The sequence below is a fragment of the Grimontia celer genome (assembly GCF_900055185.1).
Lineage (GTDB): Bacteria > Pseudomonadota > Gammaproteobacteria > Enterobacterales > Vibrionaceae > Enterovibrio > Enterovibrio celer.
Genome location: NZ_FIZX01000002.1, coordinates 669,013 through 688,876, shown reverse-complemented (window position 1 = coordinate 688,876; position 19,864 = coordinate 669,013). Strand labels below are relative to the sequence as shown.

At 46.0% G+C, this 19,864-nt stretch carries 21 protein-coding genes; 8 read left to right on the top strand and 13 right to left on the bottom strand.

Annotated features, from left to right (window positions below):
* Positions 1-418: 418 nt before the first annotated feature.
* Positions 419-2,476 carry a hybrid sensor histidine kinase/response regulator gene (locus GCE9029_RS13305; RefSeq protein ID WP_062663723.1) on the top strand — a complete coding sequence of 686 codons (2,058 nt, stop codon included), beginning with the start codon at positions 419-421 and terminating at the stop codon, positions 2,474-2,476.
* 43 nt (positions 2,477-2,519) lie between these two features.
* On the opposite strand, the gene cqsA is transcribed toward GCE9029_RS13305, so the two are convergent.
* The 11 genes from cqsA to dctP form a co-directional block, all read right to left on the bottom strand.
* On the bottom strand, positions 2,520-3,704 hold the full coding sequence (cqsA, locus tag GCE9029_RS13300) for an alpha-hydroxyketone-type quorum-sensing autoinducer synthase (protein ID WP_062663722.1): 1,185 nt from the start codon (positions 3,702-3,704) through the stop codon (positions 2,520-2,522).
* Positions 3,705-4,017: 313 nt separating this feature from the next.
* Positions 4,018-5,016 (bottom strand): alpha/beta hydrolase, encoded by a 999-nt coding sequence (locus GCE9029_RS13295; RefSeq protein ID WP_062663721.1) that lies wholly within the window; start codon positions 5,014-5,016, stop codon positions 4,018-4,020.
* 107 nt (positions 5,017-5,123) lie between these two features.
* On the bottom strand, positions 5,124-5,759 hold the full coding sequence (gene otnC, locus GCE9029_RS13290; protein WP_062663720.1) for a 3-oxo-tetronate 4-phosphate decarboxylase: 636 nt from the start codon (positions 5,757-5,759) through the stop codon (positions 5,124-5,126).
* A 17-nt stretch (positions 5,760-5,776) separates the two neighbouring features.
* Positions 5,777-7,039, bottom strand: a complete 1,263-nt coding sequence (gene otnK / locus GCE9029_RS13285; RefSeq protein ID WP_062663719.1) for a 3-oxo-tetronate kinase — start codon at positions 7,037-7,039, stop codon at positions 5,777-5,779.
* A gap of 2 nt (positions 7,040-7,041) precedes the next feature.
* Positions 7,042-7,713: a GntR family transcriptional regulator gene (locus GCE9029_RS13280; RefSeq protein WP_062663718.1), complete on the bottom strand. Its 672-nt coding sequence runs from the start codon at positions 7,711-7,713 to the stop codon at positions 7,042-7,044.
* Between the two features lie 40 nt (positions 7,714-7,753).
* Positions 7,754-8,854, bottom strand: a complete 1,101-nt coding sequence (locus GCE9029_RS13275) for an isocitrate/isopropylmalate dehydrogenase family protein (RefSeq protein ID WP_062663717.1) — start codon at positions 8,852-8,854, stop codon at positions 7,754-7,756.
* Between the two features lie 12 nt (positions 8,855-8,866).
* Positions 8,867-9,163: a putative quinol monooxygenase gene (locus GCE9029_RS13270; protein WP_063856889.1), complete on the bottom strand. Its 297-nt coding sequence runs from the start codon at positions 9,161-9,163 to the stop codon at positions 8,867-8,869.
* A gap of 17 nt (positions 9,164-9,180) precedes the next feature.
* A complete protein-coding gene (locus GCE9029_RS26930) occupies positions 9,181-9,306 on the bottom strand; it encodes a hypothetical protein (protein ID WP_269449276.1) in 126 nt (41 codons plus the stop codon).
* Positions 9,307-9,314: 8 nt separating this feature from the next.
* A complete protein-coding gene (locus GCE9029_RS13265; protein ID WP_062663716.1) occupies positions 9,315-10,628 on the bottom strand; it encodes a TRAP transporter large permease in 1,314 nt (437 codons plus the stop codon).
* Entirely contained in the window at positions 10,625-11,125 is a 501-nt protein-coding gene (locus tag GCE9029_RS13260; protein WP_062663715.1) for a TRAP transporter small permease subunit, read from the bottom strand. The genes GCE9029_RS13265 and GCE9029_RS13260 overlap by 4 nt, the downstream gene beginning before the upstream one ends.
* Positions 11,126-11,180: 55 nt before the next feature.
* Positions 11,181-12,215 carry a TRAP transporter substrate-binding protein DctP gene (dctP, locus tag GCE9029_RS13255; RefSeq protein WP_197475362.1) on the bottom strand — a complete coding sequence of 345 codons (1,035 nt, stop codon included), beginning with the start codon at positions 12,213-12,215 and terminating at the stop codon, positions 11,181-11,183.
* A 532-nt stretch (positions 12,216-12,747) separates the two neighbouring features.
* On the opposite strand from dctP, the gene GCE9029_RS13250 reads away from it, so the two are divergent.
* A complete protein-coding gene (locus GCE9029_RS13250) occupies positions 12,748-13,152 on the top strand; it encodes a DUF4332 domain-containing protein (protein WP_062663714.1) in 405 nt (134 codons plus the stop codon).
* A 66-nt stretch (positions 13,153-13,218) separates the two neighbouring features.
* On the opposite strand, the gene GCE9029_RS13245 is transcribed toward GCE9029_RS13250, so the two are convergent.
* On the bottom strand, positions 13,219-13,902 hold the full coding sequence (locus GCE9029_RS13245) for a class II aldolase/adducin family protein (RefSeq protein ID WP_231870099.1): 684 nt from the start codon (positions 13,900-13,902) through the stop codon (positions 13,219-13,221).
* A 628-nt stretch (positions 13,903-14,530) separates the two neighbouring features.
* Here GCE9029_RS13245 and GCE9029_RS13240 point away from each other — a divergent pair.
* The 4 genes from GCE9029_RS13240 to GCE9029_RS13225 all read left to right on the top strand — a co-directional run bounded on the left by GCE9029_RS13240 (position 14,531) and on the right by GCE9029_RS13225 (position 16,668).
* Complete coding sequence (locus tag GCE9029_RS13240; protein ID WP_062663712.1) at positions 14,531-14,755, top strand: hypothetical protein; 225 nt, start codon at positions 14,531-14,533, stop codon at positions 14,753-14,755.
* Entirely contained in the window at positions 14,755-15,099 is a 345-nt protein-coding gene (locus tag GCE9029_RS13235; RefSeq protein ID WP_062663711.1) for a hypothetical protein, read from the top strand. Before GCE9029_RS13240 ends, GCE9029_RS13235 begins: the two co-directional genes overlap by 1 nt.
* Positions 15,100-15,198: 99 nt before the next feature.
* Positions 15,199-16,026 (top strand): AraC family transcriptional regulator, encoded by an 828-nt coding sequence (locus tag GCE9029_RS13230; RefSeq protein WP_062665665.1) that lies wholly within the window; start codon positions 15,199-15,201, stop codon positions 16,024-16,026.
* 33 nt (positions 16,027-16,059) lie between these two features.
* The gene (locus GCE9029_RS13225) at positions 16,060-16,668 is read left to right on the top strand and encodes a LysE family translocator (RefSeq protein ID WP_062663710.1); all 609 of its coding nucleotides are present in this window, start codon (positions 16,060-16,062) and stop codon (positions 16,666-16,668) included.
* Between the two features lie 47 nt (positions 16,669-16,715).
* Here the strand turns inward: GCE9029_RS13225 and GCE9029_RS13220 are convergent, their stop codons facing one another.
* The gene (locus GCE9029_RS13220; protein ID WP_062663709.1) at positions 16,716-17,822 is read right to left on the bottom strand and encodes a M20/M25/M40 family metallo-hydrolase; all 1,107 of its coding nucleotides are present in this window, start codon (positions 17,820-17,822) and stop codon (positions 16,716-16,718) included.
* A gap of 687 nt (positions 17,823-18,509) precedes the next feature.
* Between GCE9029_RS13220 and GCE9029_RS13210 the strand changes: the two genes are divergently transcribed.
* Positions 18,510-19,304: a transcriptional regulator gene (locus tag GCE9029_RS13210; RefSeq protein WP_062665663.1), complete on the top strand. Its 795-nt coding sequence runs from the start codon at positions 18,510-18,512 to the stop codon at positions 19,302-19,304.
* Complete coding sequence (locus GCE9029_RS13205; RefSeq protein WP_062663707.1) at positions 19,301-19,765, top strand: hypothetical protein; 465 nt, start codon at positions 19,301-19,303, stop codon at positions 19,763-19,765. Before GCE9029_RS13210 ends, GCE9029_RS13205 begins: the two co-directional genes overlap by 4 nt.
* Positions 19,766-19,864: the final 99 nt, after the last annotated feature.

Below are 19,864 nucleotides of genomic sequence, written 5' to 3'. Positions count from 1 at the left end.
GTCCAGGTTGGTTGTACGCAAATACATTCCACAGACGGTCTATTTCCCGCTCGAATATTACCGAAATTTGAAGTTAAATCCTTGCCTTTCAAAAAAAACGAAACTTGTACAATTAATAAGACATCGCTATTACAAACCATTGTATAAAGTTTTTTTCAAGGACTGCCTCAGCGTCTAATTATTTTTGAGAAGATTCAATCAAATGAAACTGATGGCATAGCAACAAATTATGATAACTCAGGGACTTGGAAAGCGACTATTATATTCCAAGAACCGAGAATAAAAATTCGAAACTGGCAGGTGAATTAACCAACTTTCTATTCAATTTTTATTTAAAGTATGAAAAGAAAGTTCACCACACAGAAAATAATAAGGCTGGTAACGAAACGTTTGGACTAGGACAGCAATTATCAAAAGTATGGAAGCGGCATTTCGCAAGGTATACCAGTACGCTGAGCCTAACCTGACATTGGTGGGCTGGATGGGGCTAATTGGGTTCCCTCTGTATTATTTCATCTGGACCTACTTTCTCCCACAAACATACGAAAACCTCTCATTGCGGCTGTTCTGCTGCCTGTTTTTCATTGTTGTTCTGGCAAGAAAACGCCTAAAGTCGCCACTTCAGGAATACATGCATTGGTTTTACCAGTTAGCCATTACCGTTGTCCTGCCGTTTTTCTTCTTTTACATGCTACTGATGAACAACTGGTCAACAGTTTGGTTATTGTCATTTATGGCAGCGATTTTCCTCCATATTCTCTTAGTGCACATCACTTGGGTGATGTTTGTACAGACCCTATTAGGGCTAAGCATGGCGGTGCTTTGTGCTTGGGCATCACGAGGGTATCACCTTGAATTCACGATGGACTGGACGTATATGCCTGTGTTCCTTTTCATCTACCTGTTTGGCAATATTTTCTTTTTCCGAAACCAGCAAGAACACGAAACCAAGGTTTCTATTGCAAAAGTCTTCGGTGCTGGCATCGCCCATGAAATGCGTAATCCACTGAGTGGGCTGTGCTCTACCATCGATTTAATCCGCTCCACCATCCCGGACCCTTCTGACAGCCGCAACAAGGTTTACCAGCTTCAGGAAGAAGACGTGCAGTTGCTGCGGGAAGTCAGTAACGATGCTATGAACATGATCCGTGCAGGCAATGAAACCATCGACCTGTTACTGACTTCGATAGATGAAAGCCGCGTTTCCCGTTCAACATTCAAAAAGCACAATACCCGAGCCGTGTTAAGCAACGCGATAGCGAGCTTTGGCTACAAAAACGTTGCTGACAAAACATCAATTGCGCTTCGCAGCACCCATGATTTTGAGTTCCTTGGCAGCGATACGCTGCTGAAATATGTGATTTACAACCTGTTCAAGAACGCCTTCCATCACCGCAGCAGCGAGAACTTCACGATTGATGTTCTTCTAGAAAGCGACAAGTACGAAAACCGCATTATCGTGCGGGACAATGGTCAGGGTATTCCAAGAGAAATTCTCGAAGCCATCTTTGAGGACTTTTATACCACTGGAAGAACAGGCAATTACGGTTTAGGTCTTCCCTTCTGCCGTAAAGTGATGCGTTCGTTTGGGGGAGAAATTACTTGCGAATCTAAGCTAGGTGAATGGACCGCTTTTACCCTCACCTTCCCCAACATTGAGTCCCCCATCGTTGACGACATCAAGCATAAGCTCATCAAGCTTAAATCCATGCTGGTTGTCACCGATGAAGCCGATCTGATTGCTCGCGCCGCCAAAATCAGCAAAGATGTCGGGTTTAAACTTCAAACCCTCAATGTGCTGCAAACCCTTCAAAAACGCGATTTTGAATTCGAGTATGATGTCATTGTCGTTGATCTGGAGAGCGTGAAGGCCAACGGTGATGTGCTGAGTCACATTGAGCCACTGTTGTCTTTTACTGAAGCACAGGTGGTTTATCTACACAATGGTCCAGCCAACCATCATCAATCCCACGCGGTATACCAACCGACCTGGATAGAAACGCTAGTGTGGCGCATCAACACACCTGCTGTGATTGAACAGCTGTTCTTTGACACAGTGGAAATCACCACAACCCGTCCTATTGCGAACAACGATGCCAAGATGCAACAAACCATCATGGTCGTTGATGACAGTGAAACATTACGGCAATTCACCTCGATACTATTGGAAAAGCAGGGCTTCAAAGTCGTTCAATGTCCAAACGGAAATAGCGCATTAGAAACACTCAATAACGATGCACAATGCATAGATTTGATCCTGATGGATATTGAAATGCCTATCATGGACGGGCTGGAAACTTCCCGCAGAATTCGCGATTCCGAACAGCAATATTCTAACATCCCGATCATCGCGCATACGGGTGACAACTCGAAACCGACACTGGATAAGATTCTCGATTCCGGTATGTCCGACTTCATCGTCAAACCTTCAGACCAGCGTAAGCTACGGGACAAAATCACCAATTGGTTGCAATAAAAAAGCCCCTATTGGGGCTTTTGCTAATTTCTGGGGTATACCGTTAGTAGAAATTCAGATCAGGACGATCGTAGGCCGCCTGACACACCGTCAACACTTGATCAATTTCCCGGTTGCTCATGTCCGCGCTCAGGGAAAAACGGATGATGGCTTTATTTTTCGGCGTTGCCGGTGCACAGAACACGGCACCGAAGACGCCATTGGCTTCCAGAAAATCACGAACATGCTCAGTGTTTTGTTCATCCCCACATTCCAGGGAAATGATTTGCGAATCACTGCGGATCTTGAAGCCGATATTTTGCAAGCCTGAACGGAGTGAATCTGATATCTCAAACAATCGCCTTCGCTTCTCATCGGCGTTTCTTATCACATCAAGCGTAGCATCCAGACGCGCAATCTCTTGCGGCAAAACCGTCGAGCTGAAAATCGCCGGGAAAGAAACAAACGGCAGTGCCGTGATCAGTTTTTCCGGGCCCAATACAGCGCCTGCACGGTAGGCAAAGGCTTTGGCAAGACTGGTAGTGACAAAATCTACCCTGTCCCGAACACCCATCTCATTGACCAGACCTGAACCATTTGGGCCATGCGTACCCAGTGAGTGAGACTCATCGACGACCAAGGCACAATCGAACTCTTCAGCCACTTCGTAGATGGCGGGAAGAGGAGCAACGGTGCCAATGGTGCTGTAGACAGAATCCACCAAGATAATACCAGGTCCATGCTTTTTAATTTGGCGTTTCAGATTATTCACACTGTTATGCATAAAAGGAATGATTTGCGCGCCTGCAATACGTGCTCCTTCCCACAACGACATGTGGGCAAAGAAATCTATATAAACCCGGGTTTCAGGTTCACAAATCGTTTGCAGCAAACCTATGTTAGCCGCCCAGCCAGATTGCGATAACACACAGCCGTCCATGCCGACAAATTCAGCCAGCCGGTTTTCGAAATCAGGTTTATGTTCTTCATCCTGAAGAAATACTGCTGACATCACGACATTTTCTTTGGAAGCCGCAATGGCATTCAAATGCGCCGATTGAATTGAATCATTCAGACTCAGTGATAAGTAATCGTTACTTTGCATGACGACCGAACCTTCTCCCGGCCGACTGCTGACTGGTAGCGGCCGCGAATTTTCATACGGCTCCGTCATATCTCGCAAAAACGAATTGAGACGTGTTTCGATAAAAGAAGGGAGTTTTTTTGTAATAGTTGATTGATTTTCCATAGCCAAGCCTCTTCTTGTTAAAGAAAAACGCCGAAATCGGCGTTTACTTTTAAGCGCAAGCGAAATTGATTGTTAGCTCGCCAGTAATACCCAAAGCAAACTAAAGAGCCGTCTATGAAAAGTGGTTGGCTACTTTTTGCTGCCTGAATATATGGCTGATTATGAATGAGGCTTGACTTGTCATAATTTTTAAGTTTGCGAATTTTCACAATTAATTTATGAAAGCATGTGTATAAAACGATAGGCACAGCAAAAAAAGGCGCACTCTTAAAAAGCGCGCCTTTCTAAAATTAAATGAGAATTTAAACGAATTTTATATTTTACTCTCCTGAAATACACCGCCAATATATCGCAATCCCCGATATACCTGCTCAACCACTTTATCTGTATGTCCGCCAATAAAAACGTGGGATGTAACGTTGAGATCAAGTCTCTCAAACGTCTTTATCATGGTGTTGAAGTTATCTAATATTGGTTCTCCCACAGACTCCCCTTCGTTATCACCAATCTCGGTATAGATGGGTAAGTCGCGGATCCGGTCAACTTGTCTCATCGCAATATCGGAAAGCTGGAAGTCCTCCAATTCCGTCACAATGTCGTCGATATCTTTTGAAATATAGAGAAGCGGGTTGTTGATATCTGGGGCAATTGCACGAATGATGGTCAGGTAGGCATAAATAAACCACTCCGGTTCACCACCATTAATAAGCTTTTCCAACTCGCCCTGAAAGAATTCCGCATGCTGCTGATAGTCATGCCTTTTCATCATCATACCAGCTGGGCTCAAACCCACACAGGTACGGTATAAAGTAGGATTTTCCATGGCAGCCAGCATGGCGCCAAAACCACCCATTGAGTGACCAAGAATCGCCATTTTTCCGGGCAGGGTGCGGTAACGGATATCGATTTCCTTAACAACATCCATCGTTAAGTAATCCAGAAAGTTTCCTGAAATTGGGGAGTTGATGTACCAAGAACCATTGAGTGAACTGCGACCATCAACGGCAACGACAATAGAAGGCTCCAAGTCTCCTTCGTTAATCACTTCATCCAGAATGTCATCCAGCCCAGCTTCGTCATTCAGCCCCTCATCAAACCAGGAGTTTGGTTCACCTTCGTAGCCATGCAATACATAGATCACGGGAAAGATTTTATTTGAGTCGGCGTAATAGCCAGCTGGGAGATAAACAATGATCTCCCTGTTGGCATTCTCTCCCGCCAAATTACCTTTTAGTGAAGGAGCATCGAAACTAAATTGCTCTAGTGTGCCAGCAGGAATGACATCAGGGTTTTCGTTCGCAAGTACAGTCATGAAATACACACTTAATCAATTGGTAATGTATTGATTTCAGCACATAAATTTCATTTTTCATGTTAAGTACACTGCAATGCGAACTAGTTAACAGTTAGTGACCGTAATTAGCCGAACACTTGGTTAAGCTCGTTGACCTCATCTGTTGAAAGAAAACGAAGCTCTTCATTTGGAATAAGGTTAAACAATTTGGCAGTTTCCTCTAATTCTTCATAATTGTCTCCGGCATCAAGTAGGTCTTTTCCATAAACAACAGCACCATGGTTCGCCATTAAAATCGCGCGATGCTTAATGGCTTTTTCTGCCAACGCCGGGGCTATTTCTTCTGACCCTGGCCTGAAATATGGAATACAAGGTAGCTGCCCCACTCTCATTACGTAATAAGGTGTGAAAGCTTGAAGTACATTCTCGGTATTAATATGTTTCTTGCATGAGAGTGCTGTGAGATGTGTGGAGTGCAGATGGACAATCGCTTTCGCTTCCGGTGCGGCATGATAAATAGCGCGATGAAAATCGACTTCCTTGGAAGGTCTATCTCCCGAAAGGTGCTCCCCTTCCATAGTGACTACTGACAACGCTTCTGCTACCAATCTACCGAGGCTTGCGCCAGTCGGTGTTGCCAGAATCCTGCAGTCATCTAAACGAATAGAAAGGTTTCCAGCTCCACCTGTTGCATATCCACGCAGGAAAAGGTCGCGTCCGTAGTTCACCATTTGCGCTCTAAGTTCTGCTTCGTTTTTCATTGTCTGCTTTCCCTACCCTATTCCATGCTCTCTTGCGCGGTGATAAAAAAATCCCGATCGCCGAAATTCCCGGATTTAAGTGCCAGCGAAACCGTGCCATCAAATGACTGAACCCAAGGCACACCAGGCGCAATTTCACGGCCGATACGCACACCATCAAGGTCAAATGCCTGAGTAACAGTTCCTGATGTCTCTCCACCTGCGCTGACAACTGCGCCCAACCCCATTAGTTTCAGATGACTAATCAGCAAATGGAACATTTGCTCAATCGCAGAAGAGGCCTTGTTACCATGCTTCTTTTGGATTTCTGCCAGTTCACCGGGCGGCACTGTCGCGTATACCATTGGAAACACCCTTTGATTTTTGTTTTCCAGCACCCACTCGGCAACTTCCATAAAATAGCGATTTTCATTCAGACACTTTTCAACATCGACCTTAAATGACGGTGCAATAGACTGATAAGCCTCGACTTGTTGGTTCGTCATTTCCGAGCAACTGCCAGACACTACCAAGCCAAAATCCGGCTTGTATGGGGTGAAAGCAGCAACTTCAAAAGGAAGTTCACTTGAAACAGATAGCGCTTTCGCTATGGCTCCCGCCAAGCCCGAACCGCCCGTTGCTAGTGGCAGATTGCAGAATGCTGCACCCAAGGTGTCGAGATGCATTTCATTCAACGCATCGCAAACGAGGTATCGACCACCGCCGCTTCTTGCTTTTAAGCTCTCCTCAACACAGGCCATATGACCTTGTTCAACAATCCCAAAAGGCAGCAATGTCGATCGACCCGCTGACTGAGAGTCCATCAAGCGAAGCAAGCTCGCGTCTCTCATAGGTGTAAGTGGGTGATTGCGCATACCCGATTCATTGAGCAAAACATCATGAACAAACAGGTAACCTTGATAAACGGTGCGCCCATTTACGGGGAGCGCAGGACACACAACGGTGAAGTCGCTATTCAACGCATCCAATAATGCGTCCGTCACTGGGCCAATGTTGCCTTGTTCTGTGCTGTCAAATGTTGAGCAGTACTTGAAGAAAATATGCTCACAGCCCTGTTTCTTGAGCCATTCCAACGCATTGAGAGACGCTATAACGGCGGATTCAGGGGGAAGCGCACGTGTTTTCTGTCCAATCACAATCGCTTCAGTGCTTTTCAAATGAGAAGACATATCGCCCTCTGGCACGCCATTGAATTGCACAGTACTCAGGCCATTTTTAACGATAAAGCTGGCCGCGTCGGTTGCCCCTGTGTAATCGTCTGCAATCACACCTAATTTCATTTCTACCTCGAAGTGACATCTATCAACCCCGCGATTCCTTTCAGCAAAGCCACAAGCTCTCCGGAAGAACGCTTCCGGTGCAACTCATGAATATTTAAGGCTTCTTCAAAGTCGCCATTTTCCATCGCTTGGAATGTGCGGGTATGTTCATCGGTCGATTCTTTCGGGATGGCGCGGACTTTAAACGTTAACAGACGAATACGTTGAGATTTGTCCAGCATGTGCTGGGTCAGTGACGCCAACGTCTGATTGCCGCAAAGTCGGATCAAGGCCAAGTGGAAGCCGGTATCATGCAGCATCCATCCCTCTTTGTTTTCCTCTTTCAACGCACGGTTGAGCTCTTCAACATGAAACCTCAATGCTTCCCAGTCCTCACCCTGACAGTGTTCGCTTTGAAGCAGTCGGATAGATTGAAGCTCCAGCGCGGCTATCACCTCGTAGATCTCTTTGAGTTCTTCCAATGAAATGGGTTTGATGAAAACACCACGCCTTGGCACCATGTCAACCAGTCCTTCCTGAGACAACCGAATACAGGCTTCCCGAAGTGGCGTACGTGATATTTGCAGCCGCTCCGCCAGTGCTTCTTCAAGGTAGTAGTGACCTACCTCGAGTTCATTGGATAAAACCATTTCACGTAATGTGTGATAAGCCGTTTCTGTGAGCTTCTTTTTCATGCTTTTCCTTTTTGTAGCTCAACGCACGCGCCTTGCGCTGTTACGTCTCTTCGATGACGCCCGATAGCTTATTCGCTATCGCACCGGAGATCTGTTTCAACCCCGCGCAACCACCTAATTCAAAGGGAACAATGTTTCCTGTGCCGTAAGCAGCTTCAACTGCTGCTTCCAACCGCTCTGCAGCGAGAAGAGCGCCTTCGCAGCCATGCTTCTCACCGAGATATTCAAGCATCATCTTCCCTGACAGAATCATGGCAGTGGGATTAGCTTTCCCCTGTCCGACTATATCCGGCGCAGAACCATGACAAGGCTGGAAAACCGCATGGGTATCTCCGATTTCGCCGGAAGGTGCCATGCCCATTCCTCCCATCAAACCAGCCGCTATGTCTGATAAGATGTCACCGTACTGGTTTTCGGTCGGCATAACATCGAATACCCATGGTCGGCGTAGCAAGTCCAGCGCAGCAAAATCAACATACTGATGTGACGCTTCAACATCGGGATATTGCTCTGCCACGCCATAAAACCACTGTCTGGCGCGATGCTGGGAAGACAAGACGTTCGCTTTGTCGATATGCGTAACAAGGTTCTTTCCTTTGCCTTTTTTCTGCCGCTGTTGTGCCAGCTTGAAACTGAAATTAAACAGCTTGTCGCTGATGGTTCGGGAAATACGCATCAGATTGTGGGCATATTCTTCGTCATCCAGCTCGTGGCCACGGGGGAATGCAAACAAGCCTTCAATCGACTCTCTGACAATCACAAAATCCAGCTCATTACTGCGTGGGTCTTTAAGCGGCAGAGGCAACCCTGGCAGGGTCTTGCAGGGCCGCATACCCGCATACAACTGCAGCCTTTTTCGTAAGTCATGCTGCGGTCCAATTTCTGTACCATCTGGATACCGAATATCGGGGTGTCCCATGGCGGACAGAAATATCGCATCCGCTGCCTTAGCTTCCTGAAAATGACTCTCTGGAAACGCGTCTCCTGTCTCTGCATAAAACTCTGCACCGGCAGGAATTTCGGTAAAACTAATTTCAACGCCACATTGATTGGCAGCTTCCTGAACCAACTCCAATGCTGGCGGTGTCACTTCTTTTCCGATGCCATCACCGGGCATCACTGCGACTGAAAACGTCGTCATCTCACTTTCCTTTTATTCTTCCTGTAGCGGCCAAATTTCTTCGAAGCACTGGACTTTTTTGTTATCCAGCTTTCCAATGCACGCTTGTTCAAAAGAGAAAAAATGCGCCGTCACTAAATGGTGTTCAAAGGCCTGACGAGAGTCATATTTCTCATACAGAAATACCTGGTTATTGGCATTGTCGGTGCAGACATCAAATTGTCTACAACCTGTCTCTTCTTTTGAAAGTGAGGCGTTTTTTTTCACCAGCCTTAAAAATGCATCGTAAAATGCGCCTTTCACATCGAAGGTCACCGTGACTACATACATCGCTTAATACTCCTTCACTAAAGCGAGCCTTGAGAGCCGAGAAACAAGAACAGGAACATGGCGTTAACCAGCAAGAAGCCGATCACCTCCGGCCACCAGCCAAATTCATACACTTCAGGGTCCTTTCCATTTGATGTTTTCATTGCCACTCCTACTTCGTGAGTCCCGGTAGCCAAAGTGCCAATTCAGGGAAGAACAGCACAAGCATCAATCCAATCAACTGCAGTCCAATAAATGGCAGCACTGCCATGAAGATTTCCTGTAAAGTCACGTCTTTCGGCGCCACACTTTTCAGGTAGAAGCAGGCTGGACCAAATGGCGGGGACAACATATAGATTTGGATGTTCATGGCGAACAGGATGCCGAACCAAACAGGGTCAAACCCTAAACTGGAAACCACCGGGGTAAACACCGGCACGGTGATAAAGACAATCGCAATCCAGTCCAGGAAAGTGCCAAGCACCATCACAATGGCCATCATCAACGCAATAATCGCCAGAGGCGGAAGATCCAATCCGGTCAGTAATCCATTCAGGAAGCTGGTGCCTCCGATAATGTTGTAAATACCCACCAGAGAAACCGCACCCACGATCAACCAGATGATGGAGCCTGTCGTAATCACGGTTGACCAAAGTGCTTCTCTGATATTCGTCAGTGTCAGCTCTTTACGAAGGGCAGCAATGAGCACAGCACCAGCCGAACCAATCGCGGCAGACTCAGTGACCGTTGCGATTCCCATATAGATCGAGCCAAGAACAGAGCCAATCAGAAGTACTGGCAATACCACACCTTTGAGGTAAACCAAGCGCTGGCTGAGCGGTAATCTCGCTTCCGGTTTATCGTAAACCGGACCTAAAGCAGGATTAAGGTGGCAACGCACCAGTACGTAAGTGACATACAGGGAAGCGAGCAATAGTCCCGGCACCACACCGGCGGTAAATAGATCTTTGACTGAGACCCCGGCTTCAGCACCGTATACAATCAGCACAACGCTAGGTGGTATTAACGTGGCGAGCGAGCCCGATGCAGCAATGGTTCCAATCGACAATTTGCGGTCATAACCAAGGCGGAACATTTGGGGAAGCGCAATCAATCCAAGTAGGACAATTTCACCGCCGACAACACCACTCATCGCCGCCAGTACTACGCTGACAAAGACAGTTTGCACTGCAATGCCTCCGCGCATTTGTCCGCCGAGAATCGCCATACTGTTGAAAAGTTCTTTCGCTACCCCCGAGCGTTCAAGAATATTCGCCATAAAGACGAAGAACGGAACCGCGATAAGCGCGTGCTTTTCGAAAACATGCACAACGTTACTGGAGATAAGGATCAGACCGTCTGGTCCAAAATTCAGTAGTGCTGTCGCCACAGAAACAAGTAACGTTGTTGCACCCAGTGGCACACCTATCGCCATTAACAGGAACAAGCTCCCGATAATGGTCAGCGTGATCATTTCAATGCTCATTGTTCTGCCTCCTCATCAAAAGAAAGAATGAGGTTTGCCAGAAGCTGAATGAAAAACAGCACACCAGCACACAACAAAAGTGCTTTGAAATATGTGGGTAACGGCGGGTTAAACGCACTGCCCGAGCGTTCAATGTTGTTGATCGCGTGAATCGCTGGGTCAAACGCTGCCCAAATTAGGCCGGCAACAGCGAACAAACTAATCACCAAAGCCAGACGCTGCATCCACTTCCACACTGATTCGCTCACTACAAGTTCCATCACTGTCACCGTGATGTGCCTTTGCTGTTGAGTAACAGCACCAGCACTGAGCAACCAGGCAGAGCCACAGAGCGCCATGATAATTTCAAGGTTCCATGACGTCGGGCTGTTAAAGACATAACGTGCAATCACCTCTGTTACCGCCAACACAATCGCCACGGCATAAAAAACACCGCTGGATTTACCGATAAATACACTGGCTTTGCTGGCTGTATTTGCGAGTTTCACTAAGTTCATTTATTACACCAAACCAATAGTCTTATACAGGGAGCCCGAGGCTCCCCGCCCACTGCTAAAGCAGTCCGTTTTCCCGCATGAACTTATAGTGAGCCTCAAGCGCAGCTTTGGCTTCGGGCGACTTGGTGGCAGTATCTTCCCAAGCCCCTTGAGCGATACGGCGGAATTTGTCGCGCTCAGCCTGAGGCCAATCAATCACCTCAATGTTTGGATCTGCTGTATCACGTGCAACGAGAGATTTGTCCTGATCATCCAAAGCGTTGAGCAAATCGCCATACGCCATGTAAAACCATTGTTTGAGCGCATCCTGCTGTTCAGGAGTGAGTTTGTCCCACTTCTTTTTACTCACCGTAAACTGGTGCACCGCCATGGAGTGAATTCCAGGGTAGAGAGGATACTGAGCAATTTGGTGAAAGCCGTTTTTGTCGTTGTTCACATAAGCGGAGGCATCTGCGGCATCCACTACACCTTTTTCAAGCGATGTGAAAACGTCAGAAAACGGAATATTGACAGGGCTCGCGCCAGCAGCACGGAATACTGATGCAGCCAAGCCCTCTGGTGATCGAATTTTTACGCCCTTGAGGTCATCAACTGAGCGGATAGGCACTTTTGAAACCAAAGCTTCTTTTGATACGGCACCGCAGCCAACGACATGAATTCGTCCAGGTAATGTTTTGTCCCATAAAGTCTGTAGCGCTTCTGCGCCACCGCCATTGCGGCAAAACTCCTGCACTTGTTTTGGAGAGTCGTAACCTGCTATCAGATCGCCAAGAATTGCGAACGCCGGATTGCGGCCACTGAAATAAGCGATAGAGGTGAGATCACCACCAAGAATACCTGCGGCTACGCCTTCTGGTGTCTCGTTTCGCGGCATCACAGACTTAATCGGAAGTAATTCAATGCTTACTTCACCGTCGGTCATCTCCTCAAGTTTCGGTAACCAATTCTCCTTCAGGTAACCAAATGAGTAACCGCCGGATTGAGTAGACGTTTGTACTTTAAGTGTTGTTGCCGCTGACGCTGTGCCAGCGACACTCCCCAACGAGAGAGACATCCCTATCGCCATGTAAATGAAGCTACGTCCTAACATCGTGAATCTCCTTGTTTGGTAGCAACCACGTACCTCGAAAGCACGCTTCATTTACATCCTAGTAACAATTACAATCCCTCTCAATGTATACATTAATATTTTTATCAATAGCAGGAATTGATCACTTTGGAATGAAAAATTTCTGATTAAATAACTAATAATGAGACACAAAAGACATATATCCTCACTTATGAGGCGCTCATTCTCTTATTTACTATCAGGAACATCTTGATAAGCAATGCTTTATGTATACGTTAATTTCAGTAATCTGATAATATTGCTCACTCTCTGATTGAAATTTGTTGAATCACGGTTTTGTTTAACTGAGTCGCCAGATTTCTACTTTTTCCTCAAGTACCAAAATCAGGACACTTCTTTCTGCTCCGGCCTGAGTCGATAGATATACCCAAACAACCTGAAGCTGCAGGATTCAGCGAGTTTGGGTATTAGCCTGTATTTCCCGCTCCGAAATTTCTCTCTTTTCACTGGAGAAATGCAGGCCTCTCGCTCATTGATTAAGGAGAAAGAGCAAATGACTAAGCTTGTTGATATCGAAGGTATTGGTGAAACCTACGCTGAAAAGCTCAATGCGATTGGTATTGCAACCATTGAGCAGCTTCTGGAAAAAGGTGCTCAGCCTTCAGGCCGTAAATCCATAGCGGAAGAGAGTGAGATCAGCAGAAAACTCGTGCTGAAGTGGATTAACCGCGCTGATCTGGCCCGAGTGAAGGGGATCAGTACGCAATATGCCGATCTTCTGGAATTCGCAGGTGTCGATACAGTCCCTGAATTAGCACAACGTAATGCGGAAAATCTAGCAGCCAAGATGGCTGAGGTGAATGAAGAGAAAAACTTAGTTCGCCAATTACCAGGTGAAAGCAAAGTTGAAGACTGGATTGCTCAGGCAAAAGACCTTCCTCGCGCGATCCACTATTAAATACAAAAAAGAAGCTGGCGTTGATGCCAGCTTCTTGACTTGGATCCTTTTGAATATTTAGAGATATTAGTGCGCAAATACCGCGTTAATTTCCGCGATCTCTTCGTTACTCAAATATCGAAAGTTATCATTGGCTGCCTGCATCCTTAGCGCGGCTGTTTCTTCCAACTCTTCAACATTACAGAGTGCATCTTCGAGATCTTCTCCCATTACCACCAAACCGATATTATCAATTAAGACCGCATGATGGCTTTTGGCTTTTTCGGCAAGAAAGCGGGATCCAGAAGATCTAAATAGTGGAATTTTAGGAAGCGTTGTTGTTCTCATTGCCACGATTGGAGAAAGCGCTGGTAGTACATTCTCATTGTTAAGGTTTTCTTCAGAGATTAATTTAGAGATATGTTTTGGTGTGATTGTGAATATAGCTTTGTGTTTTGGGTTGGCGTTATAAATATCTAAATGATGCTGAAATTCCCATTCCGGCAAATCGCCTGATATGAGGTCCCCTTTTAGAGAGACCACAGAGAAGTGCTCTCGCCCAAGCTTTCCCATCCTCAGCCCTTTGGTGGTAATGACGACAGTCCCGTCTTCCATCTGCGCTGAGAGGTTTCCTCTTTCCCCAACATCATGTCCTTGCAAAAAGAGTTTACGACCGTAATTTACGAGCTTATTTCGCAGATCGCCTTGCCCAAACATTCCACATCTCCAAAAAATTCGCTTCCAGTGCACAGCTGCGTTTTCATTTGTCATAGGTTCAGGGTGTTGATTATTTCCATAAGGATCTAATCACTGCTCTCTGAACAATACACTTCAATTCAAATTAAGATCCTTTTCATGGACTAAGTAAAAAAAGGATCCAAATCACCGCCAAGAAATGATCCCTTTCCTTTTGGAGACAGTGATAATTACTACATGGCTGAATTCATTTTTTGTTGTTTCCTCGCCACACCTTGATATTTTTTATCAATTTAAGGATCGCGCAACATAAAACGCGATCTAATCTAGATTTATTTTATTAATGAGACTTCTATCAACATTTATTTCGTCATATTCTTCAGATAATCCTCTCTATTCTCATCGAAGAATCTCATTTGTTTTTCTCGATGCTCACGCTTTGAGAATTTTAACAACACAAAATCAGCCAGAAATTGATCGTATATTAACCAGCTTTAATAGGATCCAAGCCAAAGACGATCCTCATCACCAAAAAAGCTGACAGGTTGGCGAAAAAGAAGGCATTTAGAGCTCAATACTTCGAATGGTTTCACACTTTCACCTGTCCGCCTTCATTTCTCCAATCAGCCTGAAGTAGGCTGATATTCAGTGTGAACGGCGTTTTCACAGGGCTTCAGAGTGAAAACAACTAAGGAAGGTACATATGGCAGAACAAGAGAACAAACTTTACTGCAGTGATTGCGGGAAACTGACTGCCCACACACTGGTGCAACTTGAACCACGAAAAGCTGAACCCGATGCCACTTTATTTCAACGCGCAACAATCGTTCTTTCTAACTCTATGGATCTGGTGCTTGGCAGCTCCTATCAACAATGCGATTGTTGTGGCTCCACATTTGGGCATACAGATAGCATCGGCGGCATTTAATGGATTTAGACAAACTCAGCCAACACCTCAGGGAAAATGGCTTTAACGCAGTATTAAAAGACGGCAAGGTACGTGTGAAATGGGGATGGAGTACTTTGCCCGTCAACATTGAAAACGATCCCGCCACGGGGATCCTTGCCATCAATTACAACCAACTGGCTCAACTTTGTTTGATAGGCCTTTTTTCGTTTATGACCTTCGCTTCCTTTAGCTGGGGATCATTTCTATCGTCAGGCGCCTATTTTGCCATCGCGATGGTCTCTCTCGCCAATCTCTTACTCACAGAATCGAACGCGAAGGAGCTTCGTCAGCATATTCGCCAAATGGTGATACCTACCGAATAGCGCGATAAATAGAAAAATCGCGCAATTTTGTTCAAGTTTTCGTTTCCTCTCCCTTCTATATTTTGCAAAGATGTTAAAGAGATGGATGAGGGAACGGACGTGGACACAGACAATCGCTTCCAGTTTGTAAACAGTGAGCACCTTGAAGGTGTAGCTGTGCTTGACGCAAATATGAGCGACTTCACTTACGACAAACACGCCCACGAAGAGTTTTCTATTGGTGTGACCCTTAAAGGCAGGCAGGATTTTTTCTGTCAGAGCGCTTTCCATAGAAGTCCTGAAGGCGGCGTTATCCTATTCAATCCGGAAGATGTTCATGATGGAAGTTCGGGAGGAGACCAAAACCTCGAGTATTTGATGCTCTATGTCCACCCAGACAGCATTACCGCTCAAGTCAAAGCGCTTGGCGTGAAGGCACCATCGGCGCTGCGAATCAAAGGCTGCTTACTTAACGATGTTAAACTCCGCAATCAGGCGTTGATCCTTTCCAGCCTAATTAAAGATCCCTCCTGCCATCGTATTGAGCAGGAATCTGCACTCTTTAACCTCTCACATACTCTGGTGTCATTAGCTGGCATGCTAGATGAAGTCACGCCAACAAACCGCAGAGATACCTTGCTAATACGCGCCAAAGATTTTGTGCAGGACAACCTCGCTAAAGATATCGCCATTGATGATCTTGCTGATGCTGCCAACATGTCAAAGTATCACTTTATCCGTCAGTTTCGGGCGCAGTTTGGTATTACGCCTCACCAATACGTCATCAATTGTCGTATTAATGGTTCTCGCAAAGCGCTGGAAAGCGGACAGTCCGCAAGCGATGTTGCTCAGGAATTCGGTTTTGCCGACAGTAGCCATTTCAATCGAAGGTTCAAGCGCGTCTATGGTATGACGCCAAAGCAATACCAGCTTCAAATCTCTAACTAAATTTCCCTCTCTGATTTCTGAAAAGGACTTCCTATGTTCGAACTTTGGGCATATGCCTTTGGCATTATGTATTCTCCGGGCCCTGTGAATCTTCTTGGCCTGAATGGCGGACTTCAAAATCGCACGCGAGAGGATCTTGGTTTCTTCGCTGGCGTCGCCACCGCAATGCTGATCCTCTTCATTTCAATGTCACTGATTGGCGGTACGCTGGTTTCCACGACCTCCCTTCCTTATATCAGTGTTATTGGTTGCAGCTATATTCTTTACATCGCGTGGAAGTTGGCAAAGGCGAAAGTGGATATCAATGAGAGTTCACGTAATGAAAGTATGATGACGTTCCGCGATGGATTGGTGCTGCAATTGCTTAACCCCAAGGGCATCATTGCGACGCTCCCCATTGTGACGATTCAGTTCCCTGCTGCTGACATCCACGGGATAGAGAGTCTGTTCTGGATTGGGATCTTGACCATACTGGCTTTTGGCGCTCCCGCCTCCTATTCGCTCATCGGAAGCCTGCTTGGCAAGCGCATCGCGAACCCCGTTTATTTCCGGGTGTTCAATATCAGCATGTCCATTCTGTTGGTCTACGTTGCATTAGACATCGCCCATCAGCAAATTTATCTCCCTTGGTTTGGACAATAAAAGCAGGTAAAAAAACCGCCCGAAGGCGGTTTTTATTTATCAGTCGATTAACGCGTCACGTAGGTACGCACAAATTCACTGATAGCAATCAGGTCTGCAATGGCGATGAACTCTTCTGTCGTGTGCACTTTCGCCATCCCAGTAGAGAGGTTCACGGTTTTCAAGCCTTTCTCGTTAAAGATATTCGCATCTGAGCCGCCACCTGTTGGTTTAGTCATCGGCTCGATACCATTGGCTTCGAAAGCTGCTTTGATGGCCACAACGTGCGGATCGCTGTCTGCAATCTGGTAAGCGTTGTAAGAGCGGGTAGAATCAATCTCGATACCAGCGCCGTGTTTTTCCGCCGCGGCTTCGAAGGTTGAAACCATATGTTCAACCTGCTTCGCCAGCTTGTCGTCATTCAGTGAGCGTGCTTCTGCTTCTATGTACAGTTCAGGCATGACAATGTTTGTCGCCTGACCGCCGCGAACCACACCGATGTTAGCCGTGGTTTCTTCGTCGATACGGCTCAGATTCATTTGGCTGATCGCATCAGATGCTACAGTCAGAGCATTGATGCCCGTTTCAGGCGCAAGGCCAGCGTGCGCCGGTTTTCCTTTTACGGTGATTTTCAGGCTTTGCTGACCAGGCGCAGTCGTAATAATGGTGCCAATTGGACCGCCTGAATCCAGCACGATCGCTTGCTGGGATTCAATTTTGCTCATGTCGAAGTGTTTAGCACCTTCCAAGCCCAGCTCTTCATAAACGGTAAACGCAACTTCGATGGTCTTATGCGCTTCCCCATTTTCCTGAATGGTGCGAACCGCTTCCATAACAGCAGCAATACCAGATTTGTCATCGCCACCCAGAATCGTGTTGCCTTTGGAGCGGATAATGCCTTCTTCAATAACCGGCTCAATGCCATTACCCGGTGTAACGGTATCCATGTGGCTGCTGAATACAGTGCTTCCTTCCAGTGAGCCCGCCAGTTTTCCATAGATATTGAAACCGTTAGTAATATGCTCAGGTACTGGAAGCTTGCTGACTTCAAAACCCATCTGACCCAGTTGTTCTGCTAGCGTTTCTGCCATGGCTTTTTCGTTGCCAGACTCGCTGTCAATTTTCACCAGCTCAATAAAATGCTCAACCAGTCTTTCTTGATTAATCTTTGTCATCGGAGTGCGACTTCTTTTCTGCGGGATGAGGCAACACCTTAAACCTAAGCAGCAGAACATTTTGATGGGCTACATCAAAGAAAAGGCCGATTTGGTTGTCTATCCGCCGAAATCTTCCAGTTATCAGGTCCGTCGTTACCAAAAACCTCAACTTGCTCCTTACGCATCGGTTTTGTCCATCAAGGCCATCGAAATATCCCTCTTAAAAACAGAAATATTAATGACTAGAATAACATGCAGACATAAGAACCTTTTTTATATCAAGAAGTAGATTTTAGGAATGACATAAAAATAACAAAACCATGACAATTTAGCAGAAAGAGAATCCATAAAAAGAGTGTCAAGAAATTATTCAAACACCTCTTCTCGAATATATGCAAGTAATGGCACTCAGTTAAAACTGCATTCGACCCATGCAACCGATTACACCCAAACCACTGATAAAGAGAAGATAATAGATTCACATATCGCCTAACGCTTTTTCAAACACTTAGGGGGATTATGTCATGACCACTTTATTAATATATTAGTTAACAATGGAATTTAAATATAAACAGGAAACATAGAGTATATTTTTAACGTTGTAAATTTCACTTTAATAATCCACTAAAATCCCATATAGATATCCTTCAGGGAGATTCTATTTCTTATGCATTTGTCAAATTTACAATGCAAGCAGGAATGCAAATGATAAAATTTGATCCAGTAGAAAACCGGATATTTACTGATACACGAAGTGTGGGTATTGGTCACCGGGAAGGACTGATTCTAGAGTTACTGCTAGAGCGCGCGCCGGATGTGCTCGAGAAGCAAACAATTATTACCCACGCTTGGGGAAACGTCTGTGTGGGTGATACCTCACTGGCCAAATCCATCAGCACTTTAAGGCACGCTTTTTTAAAACTTGGTGTCAAAGAGAGCCCAATCGTTACGGCTCCAAGAGTGGGATATCGCGCACTACCGGGCAGAGTACAATGCATTGAGATTCCATTGGAAAGTACCCTCGAGCACAGCCACTCAGAAGCATTACCCAATCCAAACAAGGATCTCGATTCCTTGCCCGAGCAGCAACAAGTAGCTTCGGAGAGCAATCATCAAAATCATCAGATCCCCATCCGCCCGAGCTATATAAAAGCAGCACTCAACGCACTCTCTATCGCCTTGGCATTTGCCACACTTGCCATTCTCTCCGTCAAACTGGATTTCGCTCCCTGGCCAGCCCCCCACTTAGCATTAACCAAACAGCATGTTGGTGAATTGGTGCTGATTAAATCCCCGTCTGTAAAACTCTCGCTGCCTCTCAGGCGATTACTCGCTTCAAACCAGTGTGATTGTGTCGTTTTTGTCGGGCTCGGAGGTGGTGAAAATGAGCTTTCATGGTTCCATCGCCAAGCAAAAGACGCCATCAACCTCACTTATCGCTCGGGGCAGTTTCCCGTCGTCGCAGCTCAAATCAAACAATTTGTGGAGCAAAGAAAATGAAAGTCACCATTGCTTTTCTCGTTCTTAGCACCAGCGTGTTTATCGGTGTACTGGCCTTACCCTGGCAACAACAATTAATGTCTGGTCATTACCAGCACTTCCTCGTGCAAGTTCATCCCGATCGCAGTACTACCATTGCCAAAGGCCAGACTGCTGTTGATGGTCGTTCCATCATCCATGTTTCAAGCATAGAAGATGGTAGTACTGAACAAACCAGTCTGGTGAAGCTGACGGGACACCTAGCATCAACACTCGATTCCAGTTTCCTTTTTCAATGTGATGTCGAATTGGTCTATGTCGATAACCTAAACAAGACCACCAATTTTTTGCATGCGACGCCTTACTTGTTTTTCGAAGAGGGAAGCTGTCTGGCAAAGCTGGATGTCATCTACGAAGATCCAGAATTCCTGCTCATCAAGGATGAAGTCTCCGCACATACCCAGTTAATTACCCGTTTATAAAGCAAGAGTAAGTTTGAAAACACAGTCGTAATACAATGATTTTATTGGCGATTACTTTTCATTGTTTTTCAGTTAGCACCTCCCAAGAGCGGTGCCATG

Coding starts and splice junctions, on each gene's coding strand:
- GCE9029_RS13305 (WP_062663723.1), top strand. CDS start 419: ATGGAAGCGGCATTTCGCAAGGTATACCAGTACGCTGAGCCTAACCTG.
- cqsA (WP_062663722.1), bottom strand. CDS start 3,704: ATGGAAAATCAATCAACTATTACAAAAAAACTCCCTTCTTTTATCGAA.
- GCE9029_RS13295 (WP_062663721.1), bottom strand. CDS start 5,016: ATGACTGTACTTGCGAACGAAAACCCTGATGTCATTCCTGCTGGCACA.
- otnC (WP_062663720.1), bottom strand. CDS start 5,759: ATGAAAAACGAAGCAGAACTTAGAGCGCAAATGGTGAACTACGGACGC.
- otnK (WP_062663719.1), bottom strand. CDS start 7,039: ATGAAATTAGGTGTGATTGCAGACGATTACACAGGGGCAACCGACGCG.
- GCE9029_RS13280 (WP_062663718.1), bottom strand. CDS start 7,713: ATGAAAAAGAAGCTCACAGAAACGGCTTATCACACATTACGTGAAATG.
- GCE9029_RS13275 (WP_062663717.1), bottom strand. CDS start 8,854: ATGACGACGTTTTCAGTCGCAGTGATGCCCGGTGATGGCATCGGAAAA.
- GCE9029_RS13270 (WP_063856889.1), bottom strand. CDS start 9,163: ATGTATGTAGTCACGGTGACCTTCGATGTGAAAGGCGCATTTTACGAT.
- GCE9029_RS26930 (WP_269449276.1), bottom strand. CDS start 9,306: ATGAAAACATCAAATGGAAAGGACCCTGAAGTGTATGAATTTGGCTGG.
- GCE9029_RS13265 (WP_062663716.1), bottom strand. CDS start 10,628: ATGAGCATTGAAATGATCACGCTGACCATTATCGGGAGCTTGTTCCTG.
- GCE9029_RS13260 (WP_062663715.1), bottom strand. CDS start 11,125: ATGAACTTAGTGAAACTCGCAAATACAGCCAGCAAAGCCAGTGTATTT.
- dctP (WP_197475362.1), bottom strand. CDS start 12,215: ATGTTAGGACGTAGCTTCATTTACATGGCGATAGGGATGTCTCTCTCG.
- GCE9029_RS13250 (WP_062663714.1), top strand. CDS start 12,748: ATGACTAAGCTTGTTGATATCGAAGGTATTGGTGAAACCTACGCTGAA.
- GCE9029_RS13245 (WP_231870099.1), bottom strand. CDS start 13,902: ATGACAAATGAAAACGCAGCTGTGCACTGGAAGCGAATTTTTTGGAGA.
- GCE9029_RS13240 (WP_062663712.1), top strand. CDS start 14,531: ATGGCAGAACAAGAGAACAAACTTTACTGCAGTGATTGCGGGAAACTG.
- GCE9029_RS13235 (WP_062663711.1), top strand. CDS start 14,755: ATGGATTTAGACAAACTCAGCCAACACCTCAGGGAAAATGGCTTTAAC.
- GCE9029_RS13225 (WP_062663710.1), top strand. CDS start 16,060: ATGTTCGAACTTTGGGCATATGCCTTTGGCATTATGTATTCTCCGGGC.
- GCE9029_RS13220 (WP_062663709.1), bottom strand. CDS start 17,822: ATGACAAAGATTAATCAAGAAAGACTGGTTGAGCATTTTATTGAGCTG.
- GCE9029_RS13210 (WP_062665663.1), top strand. CDS start 18,510: ATGATAAAATTTGATCCAGTAGAAAACCGGATATTTACTGATACACGA.
- GCE9029_RS13205 (WP_062663707.1), top strand. CDS start 19,301: ATGAAAGTCACCATTGCTTTTCTCGTTCTTAGCACCAGCGTGTTTATC.